Raw genomic sequence first — 23,593 nt, 5'->3', positions numbered from 1 at the left:
AAGGACACGCCATGGCGAACGTCAGCTACCTGCAAAGACGCGGCGAGATCGAAACCTACTTCGACCGCACCGCCGCCCAGGCCTGGGCACGGCTCACCTCGGACGCGCCGGTCGGGCGCATCCGGGCCAGCGTGCGCGCCGGGCGCGACCGCATGCGCCAAACCCTGCTCGACTGGCTGCCCGCGGACCTGCACGGCATGCGGCTGCTCGATGCGGGCTGCGGCACCGGCGCGCTGGCGGTGGAGGCCGCACGCCGGGGCGCGCGCGTGGTGGCGATCGACCTGTCGCCCACGCTGGTGGCACTGGCGCGGGAGCGCCAACCGGCGGCGCTGATCGGCGGCACGGGCGCCGAGGGCGCGGGCGGCATCGACTTTCGTGCGGGCGACATGCTCGACCCGGCGCTGGGGCGCTTCGACTACATCGTGGGCATGGACTCGCTCATCCACTACCGCACGCCCGATGCGGTGCGGGTGCTGGCGGGCCTGGCCCAGCGGGCCGACCGCGCGGTGCTCTTCACCTTCGCGCCGAGCAATCCGGCGCTGATCGTCTTTCGGGCGGCGGGCCGGCTGTTTCCGCGCGGCAACCGCGCGCCGTGGATCGAGCCGGTGGCCGAAAAGTCGCTGCATCGCCTGATCGCCGCCGAGCCGCTGCTGGCCCCCTGGCACCGCGGCCGCACGCAGCGGGTGGCCAGCGGCTTCTACACCTCGCAGGCCCTGGAGATGGTGCGCGCATGAACACGATCACCCGCCTGAACGACCGCGTGGCCAGCAAGTGGAGCCTGATCGCCACGCGCTTCCTGCCGTTCGCGGACGTGGCCACGCGCGAGCTGCCGCTGGGCCGGCTGCTGCGGCTGTCGCTGTTCCAGGTGACGGTGGGCATGGCGCTGGCCCTGCTCAACGGCACGCTGAACCGGGTGATGATCGTGGAGCTCAACGTGCCGGCATGGCTGGTGTCCACCATGATCGCGCTGCCGCTGATCTTCGCGCCGATGCGGGCCCTGGTGGGCTTTCGCTCGGACCACCACCGCTCGGCCCTCGGCTGGAAGCGCGTGCCCTACATCTGGATGGGCACGCTCATGCAGTTCGGCGGGCTGGCGATCATGCCGTTCGCGCTGATCGTGCTGTCCGGCGACACCAACGGGCCGGTGATCTACGGGCAGATCGGCGCGGCCATCGCGTTCCTGCTGGTCGGCGCGGGCCTGCACACAACCCAGACCGGCGGACTCGCCCTGGCCACCGACCTGGCCACGCCGGAGAACCGGCCACGCGTGGTGGCGCTGCTCTACGTGATGCTGCTGGTGGGAACCATGGTGAGCGCGCTGGGCTTCGGCGCCCTGCTGCAGGAATTCAAGCAGGTCAAGCTGATCCAGGTGATTCAAGGCGCGGCGCTGCTCACCATGGTGCTGAACCTCATCGCGCTGTGGAAACAGGAGGCGCGCGTGCCTTCTCGCACCGCGGCGACGCCGGGCGAGCCGCGGCCTTCGTTCCGGGACTCGTGGCGTGCCTTCGTGCAGGGCGGGCGTTCGGCGCGCCTGCTGGTCGCGGTGGGCCTGGGGAGCGCCGGCTTCAGCATGCAGGACGTGCTGCTGGAGCCCTACGGCGGCGAGATCATGCACATGGCGGTGGCCTCGACCACTCAGCTCACCGCGATGATCGCCTGCGGCGCGCTGGCGGCCTTCGTGCTGGCCGCGCGCTGGTTCCTCCATGGCGGCGAGCCGCACCGGCTGGCCTCCATCGGCGTGGTGGTCGGCATCTTCGCCTTCGCGGCGGTGGTGTTCGCCGACCCGGTGGGCTCGCAGCTGATGTTCCGCATCGGTGCGCTGCTGATCGGCTTCGGCGGCGGCCTGTTCTCGGTGGCCACGCTCACCGCGGCCATGGGCCACGACACGGGCGCGCGCAACGGCCTCGCGCTGGGCGCCTGGGGCGCGGTGCAGGCCTCCGCCGGCGGCCTGGCGATCGGGCTGGGCGGCTGGCTGCGCGACGGCATCACCTACCTGGCGTCGCACGGCACGCTGGGCGCGGTGCTGTCGGCGCCGTCCATCGGCTACAGCGTCGTGTACTACATCGAGATCGTGCTGCTGTTCGCGACGCTCATCGCGATCGGCCCGCTGGTGCGCACGCCGCGCAACCGGCGACCGCCCGCTGCGGACGCGGACGCCGCCACCAGGCCGGGCAAGTTCGGCCTGACCGAGTTTCCGGGCTGACGGCCAGGCGCCGGGCCACGCACCCTCACACGAAGGAGAAACACCATGGGAAACGGAGCCATCACCGGTTACATCGACGTCGCGCAGATCGTGCTCTACATGTTCTGGATCTTCTTCGCGGGTCTCATCTACTACCTGCACCGGGAGAACAAGCGGGAGGGCTATCCGCTGGAGAGCGACCGCTCCGGGCACATCGACGTGCAGGGCTTTCCGGCCGTGCCCAGCCCCAAGACCTTCCTGCTGCGCGACGGCCGTACGGTGCAGGCGCCCAACCGGTTGCGCGAAGAGCGAGACCTGGCGGCCGAGCCCCTCGGCGCCTGGCTGGGCGCGCCGCTGGAGCCCACCGGCAACCCCATGCGCGACGGCATCGGCCCGGGCGCCTGGGCGCAGCGCGCGGACATTGCCGACACCACCATCGACGACGAACTGCGCATCGTACCGCTGCGCCACGCGCCCGGCTTCGGCCTGTCGAGGAAAGACCCCAACCCCGTGGGCATGCCCGTCTTCGGCGCTGACGGCCTCGTGGGCGGCGACGTCGTCGACCTGTGGGTGGACCGCGCCGAGGCCGTCTTCCGCTACCTCGAGCTCGAGGTGCCGAGCGAGGCCGGGCCGCGGCGCGTGCTGTTGCCGATGAACTTCGCGAAGGTCGAGAAACACCGGGTCCGGGTGCAGTCCATTCTCAGCACCCAGTTCGCCTTCGTGCCCGGCACGCGACTGCCCGAGCAGATCACGCTGCTCGAGGAAGACAAGGTCATGGCCTACTACGGCGGCGGCACGCTCTACGCGACGCCGCAACGCCAGGAGCCGCTGCTGTGAAGGCCGCCAACCTCACGCCGCCCGGCGACGACCACGACTTCGAGCCGGCCTACGGCCTGCCCGAGAAGCTGCCCGCACGCGAACGCCTGCTCTGGCAAGGCTCGCCCGACTGGAAGCGCATGACCCGCAGCGCCCTGCACGTGCGCGGACTGGCCGTGTACTTCGCGGTGCTCATCGTCTGGCGCGGCGCCAACACGCTGGCCGGCGGCGGCGGCGCGCTCGACGCGCTCGCGGCCATGGCCTGGCTGCTGCCGCTCGCCGCCCTGGCCATCGGCACCCTCGTCGGCCTGGGCTGGCTCACGGCACGCACCAGCGTCTACACCGTCACCGACCGCCGCGTGGTCATGCGCGTGGGCATCGTGCTGACCGTGACCTTCAACCTGCCCTACAGCGCCATCGACGCGGCCTCGCTGCATCACAACGCCGACGGCACCGGCGACATCGCGCTGGCCCTGAACGACGAGGCGCAGATCGCCTACGTGCACCTGTGGCCGCATGCGCGCCCCTGGCATGTGAAGCGGACCCAGCCGATGCTGCGCGCGCTGCCCCAGGCGCGCGAAGTGGCGGCGCTGCTGGCCGGTGCGCTGGCGGCGTCGGCCGGCATTCCGCGCCGCGGGCTGCATGCGGTGGCACCGGCGGTGGGCACCCGCGAAGCCGGCGAGGCCGCGCCGGAACCCATGACCGCCTGAGGACCCGCCAATGAACACGATGCAGCCCCCGCCTCAAACCCGCTCACCGGACGCGCTGCCGCGCGGCATGCTCGTGGCACTGGGCAGCCTGGTGCTGTGCACGCTCGTCGGCGTGAGCTTCGTGCGCTTCACCGGCATCGGCGTGGTCCATGTGCCGCAAGCCGAGGCCGTGAGCGTGCGCGAGTTCCTGTTCGAGGACCTTGCCAGCGGCGGCATCCGGGTGAAGGACGCGCGCACCGGCCGCGTGGTGCACGAGGTGGCGCCCGAGACCAACGGCTTCCTGCGCGGCACCATGCGCGGGCTGGCGCGGGAGCGCTACCGGCGCGGCATCGGGCCGGAGATTGCGTTTCGCATGATCGGGCGTGCCGACGGCAAGCTCACGCTCGAAGACCCGGCCACGGGCCGCACCGTCGACCTCGGATCGTTCGGGCCGACCAACGCGGCGGCCTTCGCCGGGCTGATGAACGGCGGCCCGGCCGACACGCAAGCTCTCCAAGCCACCCGCTGAAGGAACGTCCCATGTCCACCCCGGCCTCTTTGGCACCTCGCGCGCCCGGCAGCTCGACCGAGACCGCGCTGCGCGACACCATGCTCACGCCGCGCTTCTACACCACCGACTTCAAGGCGATGGACCGCATCGACGTGGAGCCGATCCGCGCGCAGTGGAACGCGCTCATGGAGGAGTTCCGGGCCGACAACAACACCGACCACTTCCAGCGGCCGGCCGAGCTGGCCGCCAACTGCGCGCAGCTGCCGCCGGCGCTCTACAAGGAGTTCTCGGACTTCCTGGTGAGCTCGATCACCTCGGAGTTCTCGGGTTGCGTTCTCTATGCCGAGATCAGGAAGCAGGTGACCAACCCCGACATGAAGGAGCTGTTCGGCTACATGGCGCGCGACGAAAGCCGGCATGCGGGCTTCATCAACCAATGGCTCAAGGACTTCGGCATCGGCGTGGACCTGGGCTTTCTGGCGCGGGCCAAGAAGTACACCTATTTCAGGCCGAAGTTCATCTTCTATGCGACCTACCTGTCCGAGAAGATCGGCTATGCCCGCTACATCGCGATCTACCGACAGGTCGAGCGGCATCCGGAGCTGTGCTTTCATCCGATCTTCCGGTGGTTCGAGCGCTGGTGCAACGACGAGTTCAGGCACGGGGAGGCCTTCGCGCTGCTGATGCGGGCCGACCCGCGGCTGCTCAAGGGCGTCAACAAGCTGTGGATCCGCTTCTTCGTGCTGGCCGTCTTCGCGACCATGTACGTGCGCGACCACCAGCGCCCCGAGATGCATGCGGCCATGGGCCTGGACCCCACGGCCTACGACTTCACCGTGTTCCGCATCACCTCGGACATCACGCGCCAGGTGTTTCCGCTGACGCTGGACATCGATGCGCCGGCCTTCCATGCCGGCCTGGAGACGCTGCGGCGCATCTCGGTCGCGACCGAGGCCGCCAAGGCGCGCGGCGGCGTGCCCGGGGCGCTGCAACGCGCCGCGCTGGCCGCGCGCGGCGCGGTTGCGTTCGGCCGGCTCTTCCTGATGCGCGCCAAGCCCAACGCGCTGCCCGACAACGCGCGCATGGCGCCGACTTGGTAGGCGCCCCCGAAGCGCCGAAGTCCCCCGCATGTCCCAGTACCTGCTGCCCATGCTCTACACGGTCTTCGTGTGGTGGTTCAGCACGGGCGTGATCCTGTACCTGAACGGCCTGCCGCGCTGGACCTTCCGCTGGACCATGGGCGGCGCCACCGTGCTGCTGGCGCTGGCGCTGCTGGGCCTTTACGCAACGCGCAACGACCTGCGCGTGACCGGCGCCTACCTGGCCTTCACCTGCGCGCTGCTGGTCTGGGCCTGGCAGGAGGTGGCCTTTCTGCTGGGGTACGTGACCGGTCCGCGGCGCGTGCCCTGCCCGCCCGATGCGCGCGGCTGGCGGCGAGCCGGCTTCGCGCTGCAGGCCTTGCTGCACCATGAGTTCGCGCTGATCGTGCTGGGGGCGGCGGTAGTGGCGCTGACCTGGAGCGGCAGCAACCCCACCGGGCTTTTCACCTTCGCCGTCCTGTGGGTCATGCGGCAGAGCGCCAAGCTGAACGTCTTCCTGGGGGTGCGCAACCTCAACGAAGACTTTCTGCCCGCGCACCTGAAGTACCTGCAGACCTATTTCACCCGCAAGCCGATGAATTCGCTGTTTCCGGTGTCGGTGGCGGTGTCGACCTGGCTGGTCGTGCTGGTATGGCAGGCCGCGCTGGCCGAGGGCGTGCGCAGCTTCGACGCCACCGCACTCAGCTTCGCCGCAACGCTGCTGTCGCTGGCCATCCTGGAGCATTGGTTCATGGTGCTGCCGCTGCCGTCCGAAGCGCTGTGGAGCTGGGTCCGGCGATCGCGCGCGCTGACGCCCGGCGAGCGCGTCGGATCCGAGCGTTTGTGAGGATGGCGCATGGCGCGGCTCCATGTCTAGAATCCGGCCATTCGCGGCATCCCATGCCGTCGAGGAGACGCGACGTGAGTTCCAGAGACGGCGAACTTCCCGATCTGGCTGCCCTGGCGGCCTGGGCGCCTGAACTTGCGAAGACCTTCGTCTCGCTGTCCAGCGACATCGCGCTGGTGATCGACCAGGCGGGCGTGATCCGCAACGTCGCGCAGGGCGAGGTCGACCCGATGGCCCCGCTGGCCAACGACTGGGTCGGCCGCCCGTGGGTCGACACCGTGAGCGGCGACACGCGCGCCAAGATAGAGAACATGCTGCGCGAAGTCACCACCACCGGCATTGCGCGACGGCGCGAGGTGAGCCATCCGTTCCAGCTGGGCGGCAGCATCCCGGTGGCGTATTGCGCGATCCGCTTCGGCAGCGACGGCCCGGTGCTGGCCACCGGCCGGGACTTGCGCGCCATCGCCGCCATCCAGCAGCGCTTTCTCGATTCGCAGCAGGAGCTGGAGCGCGGCTACTGGCAGGCGCGCCAGGCCGAAACCCGCTACCGCCTGCTGTTCCAGGTGGCGACCGATGCAGTGCTGGTGGTCGACGGCCACACGCTCGCCATCCTCGAAGTCAACCAGGCCGCTTCGCAGATGTTCGACATCGCCGGCGAGCAGATGGTCGGCCGGCAGGTCACCACCGGCTTCGAGGAGCGCTCCCGCCTCGGCATCGAGGCGCTGCTGCATTCGGCCCGCGCCTCAGGCAGCAGCGGCGAGATCCGCGCCCGCCTCCTGGGCCGGATGGCGCTCACCAGCGTGGCCGCCACGCCTTTTCGCGCCGAGGACGCGATGCGCCTCCTGGTGCGGGTGCGCGCGGTCGATGCCACCCCTCCCGTACCGGCGCTGAGCGACTCGCTGGTGCGGCTGGTCGACGACACCAGCGACGGCGTGGTCGTGACCGATGCCAGCGGCCGGGTGCTGATGGCCAACACCGCCTTCCTCAAGCTGGTGCGGCTGGACGACGAATCCCAGCTGAGGGGCCGCCTGATCGTCGACTGGCTGGGCACGCCCGAGCACCCCATGGCCGCCTTGCTGCCACAGGTGCGGCGCGACGGCGTCGCGCGCCGGGTGCCGTCGTGGATCAAGGTGGCCGGCGCGCCGCTGGTCCAGGCCGAGGTGTCGGCCGCGCTGCTCACCGAAGGCGACCAGGAATGCATCGGCTTCACCATTCATCTGCTGCCCGCGAACGACGGCGACGAGCATTCGCACCTCGAACTGAACCTGGGCATGCAGCATCTGACCGAGCGCCTCGGGCAGGTGCCTGTCGCCCAGCTCATGGCCGCGGCGGCCGCGCTCGCCGAGCGCCATTTCGTGTCGGCCGCGCTCGCGCAGTCGCACAACGATGCCGGCGACGCGGCCCGGTTGCTCGGAATGACGGGCGAGGCCTTCGCGCTGATGCGCCGGCGCGCCGACGACGGCCCTGCCATTGAAGGCAGTGACGGCGCCACGCCGCAAGGAGGCCGGTGATGCTCGGCAGCCCCGCGTTCGGCAAGGCCGACCTCACGAACTGCGAGCGCGAGCTGATCCACCTGGCGGGCTCCGTCCAGCCGCACGGCGTGCTGCTCGCGCTGCAGGAGCCCGGTCTGCGGGTGCTGCAGGCCAGCGCCAATGCACAGGCGCTGCTGGGCGTGCCGCTGCAGCAGCTGCTGGAGGCCCCCGTGGGCCAACTGGGCGGCGACATCGAGCGCTGCGTGCGCCGCATCGCGTCGCAGGGCCGGCTGACCGATCCCGAAGCGCTGCGCTGCCGCGTCGAGGTGCACGGCAGCGAGCGCGAGTTCGAGGGCACCATGCACCGCATTCCGGGCGAGGTGCTGCTGCTGGAGATCGAACCCGTAGGCCCGGGGACCACGATCGAGACGGTCGATGTGCCCAGCGAAAAGCTGCTCGGCCTGCTGGGCGACGCGGTGCAGCGCATCAGCGCCGCCTCGAACATCGGCACGCTGTCCGACACGCTGGTCAAGTGCTGCCGCGACATGCTGGGCTACGACCGGGTGATGGTCTACAAGTTCGACCCCGACGGCCACGGCAAGATCATTGCCGAGGCGCGCGACCCGCGACTGGATTCCCTGCTTGGCCACCACTACCCGGCCACCGACATTCCGCAGCGCGCGCGCGAGCTGTACCTGCGCACCCGGCTGCGGGTGCTGGCCGACGTGCACTACGTCGCCTCGCCGCTGGTGCCGCAGCGCCTGCCCGGGCACGACGAAGAGCTCGACATGTCCTCGTGCTACCTGCGCAGCATGTCGCCGCTGCACCTGCAGTACCTGAAGAACATGGGCGTGACCGCCACGCTGGTGGTGTCGCTGGTGCGCGAGGGCCGCTTGTGGGGCCTGATCGCCTGCCACCACTACAGCGCGCGCAACCTGCGCTTTGCCATGCGCGCGGCGGCGGACCTGCTGGCCGAGGTGGTGTCCACCCGCATCGCCGCCATCGAGAACTACGCCTATGCGCAGGTCGCGATCCAGGTGCGCCGGCTCGAGCAGCGGCTGGTGGAGGCCACCTCGACAGAGGGCGACTGGCGCCTGGCGCTGTTTCGCAATCCGCGCACGCTGCTGCAACCGTTGGAGGCCACCGGTGCGGCGCTGTTCCAGGAGGGCGAGCTGCTGACCGCCGGCGAGACCCCCAACCATGCAGAGCTGCGCGAGCTGATGCGCTGGATCGATGCGCAACGCTTCGACGGCCTTTTCAGTTGCGCGTCGGTGGAGCGGGCCGAGCCGTCGCTCGCCTCGCTCACGCCCACGGCCAGCGGCGTGGTGGTGGTGCGGCTGTCGTCGTCGCGGCCCGACTACCTGATGTGGTTCCGCAAGGAGCAGCTCACCAGCGTGACCTGGGCCGGCGATCCGTCCAAGCCGGTGCTCGACGCGAACGACCCGCTGACCCTGTCGCCGCGCCGCTCGTTCGCGGCATGGTCGGAGATCGTGCGCGGCACTGCCCTGCCCTGGTCGGTGACCGAGCTGGCGCTGGCCCGCGCCTTCGGCGCGGCGCTGATCGACATCATCGTGCAGGTGAATGCGGTGCGTTTTCTGATCGCCGAGCATCAGCTCGCGCAAATCCGCCTCACTGTCTCCAACGCCAACGAGCCGGTGCTGATCGCCGATCCGAACGGCCGGGCGCTGTTCGCCAACCGCTGCTTCTTCGAGATGATCGGGCGCGGCGCCGAGGCAGACGCGCCCGCCGAGCTCGGCGATGCCGCCCAGTGGTTCGTGGAACCCGCGCGGGTGCGGGACATGCTGCGCACCCTGGTGCAGGAGCGGCATTCGTGGCGCGGCGAGCTGTCGCTGGACCTGGGCCACGGCGCCAGCCTGCCCACGTCGTTGCGCGCGGAGCCGGTGTCGGCGCGCGACGGGTCCGTGCTGGGCTTCTTCCTGATCTTCACCGACCTGAGCGACAGCCGGCGCGCCGCCGCCGCACGCGAACACCTGGAGCAATCGCTCTCCAAGGCGATGCGCGACGAAGCGCTGTCACGCCAGGCCGATGCGGCCGACGTGATCGGTGCCATTGTCTCCAACGCCAGCCTCGCCGCGATGGACATCGCAGACGGCAACATGGGGCCCACCGTGGTACCGCTACTGGCCGAACTCGAGGCCTCGACGCGACGCGCCGCCTCGCTGTACGACCGCATGAAGGCCTTCGTCGGCTGAGCGGCCGATCGGCAGCGCGAGGCGCTGCGGATGCCGCGCCGCTTGGGCCTCCTTACTTGATCACCGCCATCTGCACGCGCCGGGCCGCCGGGTCTTCGCCGGCCACGTTGGCCGCGGCCGACTGCGGCTTGTCGAGCACGATGCGCTCGGCCGCGACGCCGGCGGCCACCAGCGCATCGCGCACGGCCACGGCGCGCTGCTTGGCGAGCTCCTCGTTCTGCGCCGTATCGCCGCTCGCGGAGTGGTAGCCCGACAGGCTCACCCGCGCCGCGGCATCGGCCTTGAGCGCTGCGATGGCCGGTGCCAGCGCCTGCGCGGCCTCGGGCGAGACGGTACTGGAGCCGGTCGCGAACAGCACGTCGACGCCCGCCGCGGGCAAACCGGCCACCGCGCCGGACGCCGTGGCCGCCGTGGCGGTCGCGGCCTCCGCCGCCGGGGCCGATGCGCTCTGCACCACCGCGCGGACCTTCGCGAGTTCGGGATGGTTGGGCAACATGCTCGCGCCATAGAGCGGCTTGAAGGCCCCCTGGTGGCAGGTGGCGCAGTTGATCTTGGGTGCGTCGCCGGCGGGCCCGAGCCGCGCGGCCGGGAACAGCGGCGTGAGCGGGTCCAGGTACTGCGTGTTCAGGTCGCGCACCATGCGGATGCCGTACCAGGCCACGGCGCGCGGCGGCGCGCTGGTTTCCCAGTCGGCGAAGGAGCGCGTGTTGTGGCAGTAGGTGCAGTTCACGCCCAGCGACTGCGACATGTGCATCATCAGCCCGTAGGTCCACTCGGCCTGCTTGATCGATTGCCGGTTGCCGTTCTGCAGCGCGGTCGCGCCGACCACGCGCACGTTCTCCCCCTTGTCCAGGAAAGGCGAGAACGGATCGTTGGGCAGCGACGCCATCGCCACGCTGGCGGCCGGCGCGTTCTGGCCGGCCTTGTTGCCGGCATAGGCCGCCTTCTGCGGCTCGCCCATGGTCCAGGTGTTCAGCGGCACCGGGTTGCCGCGGTGGCAGGTGTAGCAGGTGACGCCGGTGTCGGCCACGTGGGTCTTCCAGTCGGCGTTCAGGTGCTGCGTCATCTGCAGCATGCGCCGCGCGACCACCTTGGTGTAGACCGCGTCGGACGCCATGTTCTCGCCCTGGTGGCAGTAGGTGCAGCCCTGCTGCGGCGCAACCCAGGCCGTCATGGACACCATCAGCCGGGTGAACTCGCCCACGCTCAGGTCGTTGAGCACCTTCACGTTCTGGAACACCTGGCCTGCCGTCGGGCCGGCGGCCGGCGCCGCAGGCGAGTCGGCCGGCAGTGCATTCTTGGCGGCCTGCGTCTCCACGGTGCGCGGGTTGTACACCTCCTGCATGCCGGTGCCACGGTAGCCGCGCTGCACCACGTCGATCGGCGGACGCTCGCAGCCGGCCAGCAACAGCAGCACGCCGGCCGCGGCACCCCAGGCCAGGCGGGCGAACCGTCCTTGCGCAGTGTGGTCGGCGTTCATGGCCGCACTCCCGGCAGCGTGGACGGGTCGATCACCGGCGCGAACACCGCCGGATAGATCGGCGCCACATGGTGCTTGACCGCCCACAGGTACCAGTTGTCCACCACCGTGCCGGTCAGCAGGATGCCGATGCCGCCGGTGAGCGGGCACAGCACCGCGAACCACCAGGCCCAGCGGTGGATCGACTCCATCGTCGCGTTGAATCCCATGCACCAGCGCCAGAACAGCGCGGCCCGCTCGGAGGCCGTGCCGCGGTCGACGATCTGCTCGATCTCGCGCTCGCCGCCGAAGCGGCTCACCGCCAGGATGGTCGCGCCGTGCATCGCGAACAGCAGCGTCGAGCCGTACAGGAAGGCGATCGACAGCATGTGGAACGGGTTGTAGAACAGGTTGCCGTAGCGGATGGAGAACGCCGCCGTCCAGTCCAGGTGCGGAAAGATGCCGAAGGGCACCGCCTCGCCCCAGCTGCCCATCAGCAGCGGCCGGATGAAGCCCAGCACCAGCATCAGCCAGATCGCGGCGGCGAAGGCCCAGGCCACGTGCGTGCCGATCTTCAGCGCGCGCGCGCGGCGGTACATGCGCGCCCACCACAGCAGCACCGCAGCGGTCATGAAGAAGCCGGCCATCAGCCACCAGCCGCCTTCGTTGAGCGGTGGAAAGAGTTTGAGCCCCATCGACGGCGGCGGCGGCTCCAGCGCCAGCCAGGGTAGCTGGCGCACGAACTGCACCGGGTCCCAGTTGACCGAGGCGAACATGTTGAGCCCGACGATCTCGAAGGCGATGAAGCCGCACAGCAGCGCCGCCAGCCCGAACCACCCCAGGTAGATGGGCCCGACCTGCGCATCGCCGATGCGCCCGAGCAGGTGCACGTGCAGCGGCGGTCCTTCGCGCTCGTTGTTGCCGCGCTCCAGCGGCACGCCCGCGTAGGCCGGTGCGACGACCTGCACGCGGGTGAAGATGTTCTGGTATTCGGCCATCGATGTCTCCTCTGGGACGCTGCGGTTCCGGCGCGTGCGTTGGGTTGATCAGTGCCAGATCGGCAGGTTGAGCCACCAGGTCCACCACTCGGGCCAGCCCCGCGTCCAGAAGGGGCCGCTGATGACGATGCATACGGCGCTCCAGAAGGCCGCCGACAGCGCCAGGAACAGGCCCAGGCGGTGGATGCCGAGCGTGCCGATCGAGTAGCCGATGGTGTCGCGGAAGAAGGTGTTCTCGTGCTCGGCGGTCTTGACCGTCTCGCCCTTGCCGGGGTTGGTGGCCGCCAGCACCAGGCCGCCGTGCATCGACAGCGCCAGCACCGTGGTGAAGAAGAAGCTCACGGCCAGCATGTGGGCCGGGTTGTAGTGAAAGTGCAGGTACTGGTAGCCGGTGTTCGACACCCAGTCCAGGTGGCTCATGATCCCGTAGGGAAAGCCGTTGCCCCAGGCGCCCATCAGCACCGGGCGCACGATCTCCAGCGTGATGTACGCCAGGATCGCGAACGAGAACGCGAAGGGCACGTGGTAGCCGATGCCCAGCTTGCGGCAGATTTCCACCTGCCTCAGCGCCCACGACACGAAGGCGCCGGTGGCGAACACGGTGACCAGCTGCCACAGCCCGCCTTCCATGAGGGGCGCGAGACGCAGCCCGTACTTGAGGTCGGGCGGCGCGATGTTGATCTGCCACAGGTTCCAGGTCGGCCCCTGCGAAGCGCCCCACACGAGGAGCAGCGTGCCCACCAGCGCGCAGAAGATGGTGGTGACGCCGAAGAAACCCACGTAGAACGGCCCGACCCAGAAGTCGAACAGGTCGCCACCGATGAGGGTGCCCCCGCGGATGCGGTACTTTCGCTCGAAGCTCAGCATGGCCATGATCATTTCCCCGGGGTCAAGACGCGACGGCACAGGGCCGTCCGGATGACGATCGGAATGCGGGGCATATGGACCTGCAAGGACCTGGACCCGCGCTCCGAACGCACGTAGGCAACAAAGCGGCTATTTGCCCGCCGGTGCCGTCGCCGGCGCGGGCATGGGAGCCATCTGCGCTGCGACCGGACTGCTCTTTCGCGGCCCTTCGAGCCAGTTGAAGCGGTCGGTGCTGAGCAGGATGAAGTGAATCACCAGCGCCAGCACGAAGAGGAACGTGAACAGGGCGACGAGCGTCCTGCGCGGATCGAACAGCATCCAGATTCGCCACATGTCGTGTCTCCTCTAGGCATTGAAGCCGATGGATACCGCCGCGAGCGCGACATCCTTGGCGTCGTTGAAGATCGCCGCATAACCGCCGGCACCCGGAAGCCAGGGCCTCCATTGCCAAGCCAGGAAATGGGCGACGACCGCAATCAACGTGAAGATGATGAAGCTCGTCATGAAGATGCTGTGAAACTCCTTGGCTTCCTGCTCGGTCAGACCGGACAGTGAGCCTTCTCTATCTTTTGGAACCATGGTATTTACTCCGTATCGGCCTGATGGCCACGCACCGCGCACATCCCCCGCGGCGGGGATCGAAGCGGCCGCAGGCCGCCACAACTTCTGCGGCGGACCCGCAGGCCCGCCAAGGTTCTTGTTCTCATGAAGGGCAGCGCGCGGTTCATGCCGGCTCCCCCTGGCGCAGCGCATCGCGCGTGCGCGCCACGCGCGCCGAGGTGATGCGTTCTTCGCCGGCGCGCGCCGCGTCGCGCTCGATGCGGTCGCGCAGCCGCTTGGCCGCCGAGATCTGCACCAGCACCGGTTGTGCCTCGATGAAGTCGTCGAGCAACTGGCGGGCGTCGTCGTCCCACGGGCTGTCGGGCCGCGCATCGGGCCGTGCACCGGTCCGCGCGGGCGTCGCATCGACGCGGTCGAGCTCGGTGCCCAGCGGCAGGATGTGGAACAGCGCATCGAACAGCGCGTTGCAGAACTCCTGGATGAGAAAGGTCGCGCCCGAGTAGCCCATGAAGGGCGTGCCGGTGTGGCGCCGGATGATCGGCAGCGGGAACGAGGCGGGAACGAAGGCGGTCTTCATCATTCCGCCGCCGCCGCACTCGGCCAGGTACATGCGCTCGTTGTAGCTGCCGTACAGCACCAGCGGCGTCTTCTCGTGCACCAGGCGCCGGGTCTCGGCGTTGTCGGTCTTGGCGCCCGCCACGCGGGCCACCGCGAAGTGGCACGGCAGGCCCATCTCGTCTTCCAGGAAGTGGCGCAGGCCCCGCGCATAGGTCTCGTTGGCCACCACGCCGAAGCTGGCGGTGCCGAAGAAGTCCTGCGTCACCGAGCGCCACAGGTCCCAGATCGGCTTGAGGGTGCTGTGCTTCTCGCGCTCGATGAACGGCTCGGGGTCCAGGTGCAGCAGGCCACCGAGCGCGCGCAGGAAGGCTGTCGTGCTGTGCAGCCCGATCGGCGCCTGCAGAAACGGCCGCTCCAGGGCTTCGCACAGCATGCGGCCGAACTCGCGGTACATGCAGATGTTGACGTCGGCCTCGTCCAGGCGCGACACGTCGGCCAGGTGCGTGCCCAGCGGAAACACCAGGTTCACCTCGGCGCCGATGCCCTGCACCAGGCGCCGTATCTCGGCCAGGTCGCTGGGCGCGTTGAAGGTGCCGTAGCTCGGTCCGACGATGTTCACCCGCGGCTTCTCGCCGGCGGGCCGCTCGCCGAAGGGCTTGCGCACCGACGGGTGCTTCAGGCCGTACTCCGACCACAGCCAGTACATCGCGCGGTCGGCGCACTGCCACTGGTCCTCGTCGATGGTGCGCGGCAGGAAGCGCTGGATGGTCGTGCCCGAGGGCGTGACGCCGCCGCCGATCATCTCGGCGATGGAGCCGGTGACCACCACCGAGGGCAGGTCGGGGTCGAGCGCGGCGTGCGCGCGGCGCATCGAGGCCTCGGTGCCCTCGCGGCCCAGCTGTTCTTCGGCCAGGCCCGTGACCACGATCGGCAGCTCGTGCGGCGGCAGCGCATCGGTGTAGTGCAGCACCGAGGTGACCGGCAGGTTCTCGCAGCCCACGGGTCCGTCGATGACGACCTGCAGGCCCTTGATGGCGGTGAACACGTAGACGGCACCCCAGTAGCCGCCGGCGCGATCGTGGTCGAGCACGAGCATCAGATCATCTCCTCGGCCTTGCGCTTCTTCAGGGCCTTCTGGGCCTGGCGGCGCGTGTCGGCCTTGAAGTCGGGGCGATCCTGCGGCACGCCGTGCGCGCTTTCCCACACGCCCGCCGCATGGCCCGCGCCGGTGTCGCCGAAGAAGGCCTTCATCGCCTCGAAGCGCGCCTTGTTGCCGATGGTCGCGTTGATCACCGTCGCGAGCGAGCCGGCGCCGGCTGGTCCCATGAGGGGCCGCGCCGAAATGAGGTTGGTGAAGTACAGCGCCGGCGTGCACTGCTCCTTGGCCGCCTGCACCACCGGTGTGGTGCCGATGGCCAGATCGGGCTTCCATTCGTGCAGGGCGGCCAGGTCCTGTTCGAGCGAGGCGCGAAACTGCACGTGCACCCCACGGGCCTCCAGCCACTGGCGGTCTTCGTCGTTCCATGCGGTGCGCGGGCAGGCGGTGCCCACGTAGCGCAGGTCGGCGCCGCTGTCCACCAGCAGGCGGCCGACCAGCAATTCGGAACCCTCGTAGCCGCTCAGCGTGATGCGGCCCTTGATCGGCATCTTCGCGAGCGCGCCGCGGATGGCCGGCAGCATCGCGTTCTTGACCGCGTCGATCCTGCCCTGCGGCACGTTGGCCGCGGTGCCGATGGCCTGCAGCCAGGCCTCGGTGCCGTCATGGCCGACCGGCGCCGAGCCGACGATGGGGCGGCCCGCCGCCTCGAACTCGCGCAGGCTCGCGGTGTAGAACGGATGGATCGCGGCCACCGCCACGCAGTCGAGCGCGGCATAGAGCTCGCGCCATTCGCGCGTGGGCACCGTCGGCCCGGCCGCCAGGCCCATGGGCTCCAGCATGCGGGCGATGACCATCGGGTCGGCCGGGAACATCTCGCCCATGAGCGCGATGGCGGGCTTGTCGGCCCTGCCGGGGCGCGGCGGCTGCACCGGCCCGGCCATGACCTCGGCGCGCGCGTACCTGAGCATCGCGCCGGCCAGCACGTCTTTGGCCTCGGCATGGGTGGGCACGCCGAAGCCGGGCACGTCGATGCCGATGATGCGCACGCCGTTGATCTCGCGCGGCAGGATCTGCAGCGGCACGCCGCTGGCCGTGGGCACGCACAGGTTGATGATGACGATGGCGTCGTACAGCGCCGGATCGGCCTGCTTGTGGACCGCCTCGCGGATGTCCTCGAACAGCTTGCCCGTCACCAGCGTCTCGGAGTTGAACGGCACGTAGCCCACGCTGCGCTTGGCGCCGTAGAAATGCGAGGTGAACGTCAGCCCGTACACGCAGCATGCCGAGCCCGACAGGATGGTGGAAGTGCGCCGCATGCGCAGGCCCACGCGCAGCGCGCCGAAGGCCGGGCACATGCTCTGGGGCTGGTCGTGCGGGCCGGCATGGGGCGCCGGCGGATAGTCCTTGGCGTACTGCGCGAGCGTCTCCGACTTGCCCGCCGCACCGGCCGCCGCGCGCATCGCATCCGCGCCCGAATGGCAACCCACGCCGTCGCCCTGGACGGCCGCAGGCACCGGCAGTGCGACGACTGGAATGGAAATGGGGCGCTGTGTCATGGCGTGGCTTTCAGGCGTCGTCGTAGACCACTTCGAGCGTCGGCCGGGCGGTGTCGGACTTGCCGCACATGTCGAACTGCGTGGCGGGCTCCAGCACCACGTTGCGGCCCACCGACTCGGCCGAAAACAGGCCCAGGAGCTGGTCCTGCGTCATCGGGCGGGGCCGCATCGGCTGCGAGGTGCCCACGTTCTCGGCCAGCTGCTCGAAGAGCGGCCCCCAGGGCGTGCCGGGCACGCCGATGATCTCGTAGCTGGCGCTCTTGCGCCGGATGTCGTCGTTGGCCGGAATGACCGACAGCACCGGAATGCCCACCTGCTGCGCGAAGGCCGACGCCTCGCCGGTGCCGTCGTCCCGGTTGATCACCATGCCGGCCACGCCCACGTTGCCGCCGAGCTTGCGGAAGTACTCCACCGCCGAGCAGACGTTGTTGGCCACGTAGAGCGACTGCAGGTCGTTGCTCGCCACCACGATCACCTTCTGGCACATGTCGCGCGCGATCGGCAGGCCGAAGCCGCCGCACACCACGTCGCCCAGGAAGTCGAGCAGCACGTAGTCGAAGCCCCACTCGTGAAAGCCCAGCTTCTCCAGCAGCTCGAAGCCGTGGATGATGCCGCGCCCGCCGCAGCCACGGCCCACCTCGGGGCCGCCCAGCTCCATCGCGTACACGCCGTCGCGCTTGAAGCACACGTCGCCGATGGCGACGGCCTCGCCGGCCAGCTTCTTGCGCGACGAGGTCTCGATGATGGTCGGGCAGGCCCGGCCGCCGAACAGCAGCGAGGTGGTGTCGCTCTTGGGGTCGCAGCCGATCAGCAGCACCTTCTTGCCCTGCTGCGCCAGCATGTAGCTCAGGTTGGCGAGCGTGAAGCTCTTGCCGATGCCGCCCTTGCCGTAGATGGCGATGATCTGCGTTTCCTTGGTGACGGGCGCGGTGCTCACCGCATCGGGCTCCATGGCGGCCTCTGCGCGCAGCGCCTGCTGCTGCATGAAGCGCACCGGCGTTCCCTCGGCGATGGCGTGAGGGGTGGATGTCATTGGCAGCTTCTCCAGTCGAGCACCATCTTCAGGCAGGCGGGATCGCCGAATGCGGTGCGGTAGGCGCTGTCGGCCTCGGTGGCCTGGGCGCGGTGGGTGATGAGGCCGTCCAGCCGCAGCCGCCCCGACTGCATGAGCGCCCGGGCCGCGGCCAGGTCGTGCGGCTGCCATTGCGCCGCCACCCGGATGCGCGCCTCGCGCATGAAGGCGGGCGCGAAGACGAAGGACAGCGGCTCGTCGTAGAAGCCCGCCAGCACGATCTCGCCGCTCGGTGCGAGCCGCCCGATGAGGGTGTCCAGCAGCGTGGGGTCGCCGCTCACGTCGCAGATGCTGCGGTAGTCGCGGCGCGTGTCGGTGGCGGGGTCGCGCACCTCGTAGCCCTGCCCGCCCTCGCGCCTTCGGGCATCGGTTTCCCAGACGACCGGCGCGCCGCCCATGGCGACCGCGATGCGCGCCACCATGCGGCCCAGCACGCCGTGACCGACGATCAGATCGGGCTGCACGCCGCCGCCGGCCGAACTCACGTGGTGGGCGGTGGCGGCCAGGGCCAGCAGCACGCCCTGCTCGGCACTCAAGTCGCCGGCGTCCCATGCCAGGGTGCGCGAGCCCGGCAGCACCACGGTGGATGCGGCGCCGCCGAACAGGCCGCGCACGTCGCCGAAGCACCGCGCGCCCGGCACAAAGACGCGCTGCCCGACGATCCCGCCCGAATGCCGGCCGGCGCTGCGCACCACGCCCACCGACTCGTAGCCCGGCACCAGCGGATAGCCCATGCCCGGAAAGTCGGGCATGCGGCCCGACCAGAGCAGCCGTTCGGTGCCGGTGCTGATGCCGCTCCATTCGATGTCGACCACCACGTCCTCGTCCGTCGGCGCGCTCAGGGCCAGGCGGCTCAGCGACAGCTCGCGGGGCTTGTGGAGCACCACGGCCAGGGCTGTCATCGGGTTCGCGGAACTTGGGTGCGCAGAACCTGGATTCAGGGTGTGTGTCATTTTCTTTTTACTAATTGAACTGTCTAGTTTTAATTACACATCCGGAAGCTCGATCACGCAAGGCCTGTTCGCGCCACGATGAGCCCGACCTGCAACGGCATGCGCGTAGCCACCGCTTTCACCTCCACGAAACCCACCGCGCGCAACATGGCCTGCAGCGCCGCCGAACTGCGCGGCTTGCCCTTGCCCATCGCGAGCAGGTAGAAGCCGAAATAGGCGCCGCCCATGGCCTGGGCGCCCGGCGTGTCCGCCATGGGCTCGGCCAGCAGCAGGGTGCCGCCCGGTGGCAGCGCGCGCCGCACGGCGTTGAGGATGCAGAGCGCCGCGGCGTCGTCGTGGTCGTGGATGACCCGCACCAGCGTCGCGATGTCCGCGCCCGTGGGCAACGCGTCGGCCAGGAAGCTGCCGCCCTCGATGCGCAGCCGCGCGCCGATGCCGGCCGCCGCGCAGCGCAGGCGCGCGCGCTCGGTCACGGCCGGCAGGTCGAACAGCACCAACTGCAAGGCCGGGGCCCGCGCCGCCGCGCCGATGAGGAAGCTGCCCTCGCCGCCGCCCACGTCGAGCAGGCAGCGGTGGCCGTGCAGCGGATAGGCATCGAGGATCTCGTCGCAGACCAGCGGTTGCGACGCGGCCATCAGCGCCGAGTACCCGGCCACGCTGTCGCCCGACAGATCGTCGGGACTGACTGCCCCGGCATAGGGCCAGTAGCTCGCCAGGGCCGTGCCGCGCGCATCGCCGCGCAGCAGCGCCACCGGGTCCACCAGGTCGGCATAGAGCGCGCGGTGGTGCATCACCATGGCGGCGATGGCGGTGTTGCCGACCATGGGCGCGCCCAGTTCGCCCAGGCCGAAACGGCCGCCGCTGCGGGCCTCGACCAGGCGCAGCGCCACCGCCGCGGCCAGCAGGCGTTCGGCCGACGCCGGCGGCAGGTCCGTGCGTTGCGCGACGTCGTCCAGGGCCAGCGGCCCGCCCGAGAGCATGTCGAAGAGCTTCAGCTGCACGCAGGCCAGCAGCACCTGCGAATAGACGAAGCCGGCCACCAGGTCGAACAGTGCGCCGGCGCGCTGCCGCGCGATGGGCCGCGTCGGCACGAACGCGGCGGCGCGCCGCTGGAACACCGGGCTCGCGAGCAGGCGATCGCGCACGGCCAGCCATCGATCGCCCCATGCCGTGCGCCACGACGGTGCCGCGGGGCGGCTGTCCACCGGCAGGGTATGCATGTTGCGGGCCTCAGGCGCGGGCGGCGGATCAGGCCGCCGCCGCGCGCATCACTTCGCCGCGCGATGCCGGCGGCACCAGGCGCTCGGCCTCGTTGCGCACCAGGGCGCGCAGGCCCGCCGAGCCGGCGCAGTCGGGCACCGCGTCGATGGCGCGCGCGACCAGTTCGTCGAAGTACCGGGCCGCGCCCTCGAGCCCCAGCTCGGTCGCCGCGCTGGGCCGCAGCAAGGCCAGGTCGCGGCCGGCCGGCTTGCCCAGCACGCTGGGGTCGCCGATCACGTCGCGAATGTCGTCGGCCGCCTGGTAGGCCTCGCCGAGCCAGTCGCCGAAAGCGCGCCAGGGTTGCGGATCGGCGCCCGCGGCCTGCGCGCCGCCCATGGTCGCGGCGGCAAAGAGAGCGCCGGTCTTGGCGCGCTGGTAGTCGCGCAGGTTCACCCGCGGCTCCGACTCCCAGGCCTGGCCGGCGACGGCACCGAAGGGCATGCCCACGCTCTGCGCCACCATGGTGAGCAAGGCGGGCAGGCGCTGGGGCGAGCGCGCGGCGCCCGCGGTCAGCGTCTGGAAGGCCAGGATGATCAGCGCATCGCCCGCCAGCACCGCCAGGCTCTGGCCGTAGGCGTAGTGCACCGAGGCGCGCCCGCGCCGGGTGGGCGCGTTGTCGAAGCACGGCAGGTCGTCATGCACCAGCGACGCGCAATGCAGCAGCTCGATGGCGCTGGCCGTGGCGCTCGAGAGTTCGGGGTCGTCGTCGCCGCAGGCGGCCGCCACCGCCAGGCACAGCTGCGGCCGCACCCGGGCGCCGCCGGGAAACACCGCATGCCGGATCGCGCCGGCCAGCTTGGTGGGGCATCCGGGCGCCTCGCCCTGGGAGACGGCCATGGCGAGCGAATGTTCGATGCGCGTGAGCGGTTTCATCTGGAGCACCTCTGTAATATTTGATAGTCACACTCAAGTGTCAATTAGAATAGACACATGCACTCCCATCGTCAACCGGGCAAGCGATGACAGGCGATCGCGTCGTGATCGTCGGTGCCGGCGTCGGCGGCCTGTGCGCGGCGCTGGAGCTGGCCTCGCGCGGCATGGACGTGCATGTGATCGAGCGCGCGCCCACGCCGGGCGGCAAGATGCGCGAGCTGGAGGTCGACGGCGCGCGCATGGACGCCGGGCCCACCGTCTTCACGATGCGCTGGGTGTTCGACGAACTGCTCGCGCGCGCCGGCACGCGGCTGGAAGACCACCTGCGTCTGCAGCGCGCCGAGGTGCTCGCGCGCCACGCCTGGGACGACGGCTCGCGGCTCGATCTGTTCGCTGACGCCGAACGCAGCGCCGACGCCATCGGCGGCTTCGCGGGCGCCGAGGCCGCCCGAGGCTACCGCGCGTTCCAGGTGCGGGCCGCACAGATTTACGACACGCTGGAAGGCCCTTTCCTGCGCGGCACCCGCCCCACGCCGCTGTCGCTGGTGGCGCGCGCCGGTTTGCGCGGCATGCCGGCGCTCGCGCGCATCTCGCCTTTCGCCAACCTGTGGAACGAACTGGGCGGGTACTTTCGCGATCCGCGGCTGCGGCAGCTCTTCGGGCGCTATGCCACCTACTGCGGCGCCTCGCCCTGGCTCGCGCCGGCCACGCTGATGCTGGTGGCCCATGTCGAACAGCAGGGCGTGTGGCTGGTGGAAGGCGGCATGCACCGCATCGCGCAGATGCTGGCGCGCCTGGCCGCCGAGCGTGGCGCGCGGCTGCAGTACGGCGCCGAGGTGGCCGACATCCTGGTCTGCGGCGGCCGGGCCGTCGGCGTGCGGCTGGCCAGCGGCGAACGGGTGGAGTCCGGCGCGGTGGTCTTCAACGGCGACGTCGCGGCGCTCGGCCGGGGCCTCCTGGGCTCGCACGGCGCGCGCGCCGTGCCGGCCAGGGCCCGGCCCGAACGCTCGCTCTCGGCGCTCACCTTCAACCTGCGGGCCGAGGCGCACGGCTTCCCGCTCATGCGCCACTCGGTCTTCTTCTCGCGCGACTACGCGGCCGAGTTCGACGACATCCTGCGCCGCGGGCGACTGCCGTCGGAGCCGACGGTGTACGTCTGCGCGCAGGACCGCCCGGCCCACGAGGCGCCTGGCTCGGCCCCCGCCACCGCCGGCCCCGAACGGCTGCTGTGCATCGTCAACGCCCCGCCGTCGGGCGACACCCACACCTTCACCCCAAAGGAGATCCGCACATGCCAGCAGACAACCTTCGCGCGGCTGGCCCGTTGCGGCCTGCGGCTGGACTGCGAGGCGGCGCAGATGCAGGTCACCACGCCGCGGCAGTTCGAGCAGCTGTTTCCGGGGACGGGGGGCGCGCTCTACGGCCAGGCCTCGCACGGCTGGGCGGCGAGCTTCTCGCGCCCGGGGGCGCGCAGCCGCCTGCCGGGCCTGTACCTGGCGGGCGGCAGCACGCACCCGGGTCCGGGCGTTCCGATGGCGGCGCTGTCGGGCCGGCTGGCGGCGGCCAGCCTGCTGGCCGACCGCGCTTCGACCTCGCGGTGGCGCCCGGCGGCTATGCCTGGTGGTATGTCGATGCGCTGAGCGACGACGGACAGCACGGCCTCACCGTCATCGGTTTCGTCGGCAGCGTGTTCTCGCCCTACTACGCCTGGGCCCGCGGGCGCCATGGCGGCGTGGCCGACCCGCTGGACCATTGCGCGATCAACGTGGCGCTGTACGGCCCTGCGCGCAGCCTGTCGCGCTGGGCCATGACCGAGCGCCGCCGCGCCAGCGTGCAGCGCGACGCCGCGTCGCTGCAGGTCGGCGCGAGCCGCATGCATTGGGAGGGCGATGCGCTGGTGATCGACATCGACGAGCTGACGGCCCCGCTGCCGTCGCGGCTGCGGGGCCGGGTGCGGGTGCATCCGCGCGCGCTGGCCAACCGTTCTTTTGCGCTGGATGCCGCGGGGCGCCACCGCTGGCAGCCGATCACGCCCAGCGCGCGTGTGGAGGTGGCCTTCGAGCAGCCCGCCTGCCGGTGGCAGGGCACCGGCTACATCGACGCGAACACGGGTGACCGGCCGTTGGAAGCCGACTTCGCGCACTGGTCCTGGTCGCGCAGCGCGCGCAGCCAAGGCCGCTCGGCGGTGCTGTTCGAGGTGGCGCGCCGCGACGGCAGCACCGCGCTGCTCGCACTCGGCTTCGATGCCCACGGCGAAGCGAGAGGGTTCGACGCACCGCCGCCGGCCGCGCTGGCGCGCAGCGGCTGGCGGCTGGACCGCCCCACCCGCTGCGACGCGGGCGCTGTGCCGGCGCTGCGCCGCACCTTCGAGGACGCACCCTTCTATGCGCGCAGCCTGATCGAGACCACGCTGCAGGGCGAGCGCGCGCCGGCCGTGCACGAGAGCCTGTCGCTCACGCGGCTGGACACGCCCTGGTGCCGCGCGATGCTGCCCTTTCGCATGCCGCGCGCCCTGCGCTGAAGGCACG

The 23,593-nt window shown here is 70.7% G+C and carries 22 protein-coding genes; 11 read left to right on the top strand and 11 right to left on the bottom strand.

From position 1 onward, the window contains the following. Positions 1-11: 11 nt before the first annotated feature. The 9 genes from bchM to AC1DJH_RS25230 all read left to right on the top strand — a co-directional run bounded on the left by bchM (position 12) and on the right by AC1DJH_RS25230 (position 9,809). The gene (gene bchM / locus AC1DJH_RS25270; protein ID WP_478187586.1) at positions 12-734 is read left to right on the top strand and encodes a magnesium protoporphyrin IX methyltransferase; all 723 of its coding nucleotides are present in this window, start codon (positions 12-14) and stop codon (positions 732-734) included. Next, positions 731-2,203: a BCD family MFS transporter gene (locus AC1DJH_RS25265; protein ID WP_478187585.1), complete on the top strand. Its 1,473-nt coding sequence runs from the start codon at positions 731-733 to the stop codon at positions 2,201-2,203. The genes bchM and AC1DJH_RS25265 overlap by 4 nt, the downstream gene beginning before the upstream one ends. A 45-nt stretch (positions 2,204-2,248) precedes the next feature. Beyond that, positions 2,249-3,019: a photosynthetic reaction center subunit H gene (gene puhA, locus AC1DJH_RS25260; protein WP_478187584.1), complete on the top strand. Its 771-nt coding sequence runs from the start codon at positions 2,249-2,251 to the stop codon at positions 3,017-3,019. Further along, positions 3,016-3,708 carry a photosynthetic complex putative assembly protein PuhB gene (puhB, locus tag AC1DJH_RS25255; RefSeq protein WP_472123591.1) on the top strand — a complete coding sequence of 231 codons (693 nt, stop codon included), beginning with the start codon at positions 3,016-3,018 and terminating at the stop codon, positions 3,706-3,708. The genes puhA and puhB overlap by 4 nt, the downstream gene beginning before the upstream one ends. Before the next feature lie 10 nt (positions 3,709-3,718). Continuing rightward, positions 3,719-4,216, top strand: a complete 498-nt coding sequence (gene puhC, locus AC1DJH_RS25250; protein ID WP_478187583.1) for a photosynthetic complex assembly protein PuhC — start codon at positions 3,719-3,721, stop codon at positions 4,214-4,216. A gap of 11 nt (positions 4,217-4,227) precedes the next feature. Further along, the gene (acsF, locus tag AC1DJH_RS25245) at positions 4,228-5,298 is read left to right on the top strand and encodes a magnesium-protoporphyrin IX monomethyl ester (oxidative) cyclase (RefSeq protein ID WP_472123585.1); all 1,071 of its coding nucleotides are present in this window, start codon (positions 4,228-4,230) and stop codon (positions 5,296-5,298) included. 28 nt (positions 5,299-5,326) lie between these two features. Then, a complete protein-coding gene (gene puhE, locus AC1DJH_RS25240) occupies positions 5,327-6,124 on the top strand; it encodes a putative photosynthetic complex assembly protein PuhE (RefSeq protein ID WP_478187582.1) in 798 nt (265 codons plus the stop codon). 74 nt (positions 6,125-6,198) lie between these two features. Then, positions 6,199-7,635 (top strand): transcriptional regulator PpsR, encoded by a 1,437-nt coding sequence (gene ppsR / locus AC1DJH_RS25235; protein WP_478187581.1) that lies wholly within the window; start codon positions 6,199-6,201, stop codon positions 7,633-7,635. Continuing rightward, on the top strand, positions 7,635-9,809 hold the full coding sequence (locus AC1DJH_RS25230; protein WP_478187580.1) for a GAF domain-containing protein: 2,175 nt from the start codon (positions 7,635-7,637) through the stop codon (positions 9,807-9,809). Before ppsR ends, AC1DJH_RS25230 begins: the two co-directional genes overlap by 1 nt. A gap of 52 nt (positions 9,810-9,861) precedes the next feature. Here AC1DJH_RS25230 and pufC read toward each other — a convergent pair whose 3' ends face one another. The 11 genes from pufC to AC1DJH_RS25175 form a co-directional block, all read right to left on the bottom strand. Continuing rightward, a complete protein-coding gene (gene pufC, locus AC1DJH_RS25225; RefSeq protein WP_478187579.1) occupies positions 9,862-11,289 on the bottom strand; it encodes a photosynthetic reaction center cytochrome PufC in 1,428 nt (475 codons plus the stop codon). Then, complete coding sequence (pufM, locus tag AC1DJH_RS25220) at positions 11,286-12,266, bottom strand: photosynthetic reaction center subunit M (RefSeq protein WP_478187578.1); 981 nt, start codon at positions 12,264-12,266, stop codon at positions 11,286-11,288. The genes pufC and pufM overlap by 4 nt, the downstream gene beginning before the upstream one ends. A 48-nt stretch (positions 12,267-12,314) precedes the next feature. Then, positions 12,315-13,139, bottom strand: a complete 825-nt coding sequence (gene pufL / locus AC1DJH_RS25215) for a photosynthetic reaction center subunit L (RefSeq protein WP_435446491.1) — start codon at positions 13,137-13,139, stop codon at positions 12,315-12,317. Between the two features lie 123 nt (positions 13,140-13,262). Further along, positions 13,263-13,466: a light-harvesting antenna LH1, alpha subunit gene (gene pufA, locus AC1DJH_RS25210; RefSeq protein ID WP_435446490.1), complete on the bottom strand. Its 204-nt coding sequence runs from the start codon at positions 13,464-13,466 to the stop codon at positions 13,263-13,265. Positions 13,467-13,478: 12 nt separating this feature from the next. Beyond that, the gene (gene pufB / locus AC1DJH_RS25205) at positions 13,479-13,712 is read right to left on the bottom strand and encodes a light-harvesting antenna LH1, beta subunit (RefSeq protein WP_472123568.1); all 234 of its coding nucleotides are present in this window, start codon (positions 13,710-13,712) and stop codon (positions 13,479-13,481) included. 145 nt (positions 13,713-13,857) lie between these two features. Further along, the gene (gene bchZ / locus AC1DJH_RS25200) at positions 13,858-15,348 is read right to left on the bottom strand and encodes a chlorophyllide a reductase subunit Z (protein ID WP_478187577.1); all 1,491 of its coding nucleotides are present in this window, start codon (positions 15,346-15,348) and stop codon (positions 13,858-13,860) included. Next, positions 15,348-16,907, bottom strand: coding sequence for a chlorophyllide a reductase subunit Y (bchY, locus tag AC1DJH_RS25195; RefSeq protein WP_478187576.1), 1,560 nt, complete (start codon positions 16,905-16,907; stop codon positions 15,348-15,350). Before bchY ends, bchZ begins: the two co-directional genes overlap by 1 nt. Positions 16,908-16,917: 10 nt before the next feature. Beyond that, a complete protein-coding gene (locus AC1DJH_RS25190; RefSeq protein ID WP_478187575.1) occupies positions 16,918-17,940 on the bottom strand; it encodes a chlorophyllide a reductase iron protein subunit X in 1,023 nt (340 codons plus the stop codon). Beyond that, a complete protein-coding gene (gene bchC, locus AC1DJH_RS25185; RefSeq protein WP_478187574.1) occupies positions 17,937-18,881 on the bottom strand; it encodes a chlorophyll synthesis pathway protein BchC in 945 nt (314 codons plus the stop codon). The genes AC1DJH_RS25190 and bchC overlap by 4 nt, the downstream gene beginning before the upstream one ends. Before the next feature lie 104 nt (positions 18,882-18,985). Beyond that, on the bottom strand, positions 18,986-20,152 hold the full coding sequence (locus AC1DJH_RS25180) for a methyltransferase (protein ID WP_478187573.1): 1,167 nt from the start codon (positions 20,150-20,152) through the stop codon (positions 18,986-18,988). Between the two features lie 28 nt (positions 20,153-20,180). Further along, the gene (locus tag AC1DJH_RS25175) at positions 20,181-21,065 is read right to left on the bottom strand and encodes a polyprenyl synthetase family protein (protein ID WP_478187572.1); all 885 of its coding nucleotides are present in this window, start codon (positions 21,063-21,065) and stop codon (positions 20,181-20,183) included. Positions 21,066-21,151: 86 nt separating this feature from the next. Here AC1DJH_RS25175 and crtD point away from each other — a divergent pair, with 86 nt between their 5' ends. Together crtD and AC1DJH_RS25165 are read left to right on the top strand one after the other, a co-directional pair. Continuing rightward, the gene (gene crtD, locus AC1DJH_RS25170) at positions 21,152-22,705 is read left to right on the top strand and encodes a 1-hydroxycarotenoid 3,4-desaturase CrtD (RefSeq protein ID WP_478187571.1); all 1,554 of its coding nucleotides are present in this window, start codon (positions 21,152-21,154) and stop codon (positions 22,703-22,705) included. Then, the gene (locus AC1DJH_RS25165) at positions 22,663-23,586 is read left to right on the top strand and encodes a carotenoid 1,2-hydratase (RefSeq protein ID WP_478187570.1); all 924 of its coding nucleotides are present in this window, start codon (positions 22,663-22,665) and stop codon (positions 23,584-23,586) included. The genes crtD and AC1DJH_RS25165 overlap by 43 nt, the downstream gene beginning before the upstream one ends. The last annotated feature ends 7 nt before the right edge of the window (positions 23,587-23,593 follow it).

Source organism: Variovorax sp. 10N412 (genome assembly GCF_056394985.1).
This window is presented reverse-complemented; position numbering and strand designations above follow the sequence as displayed.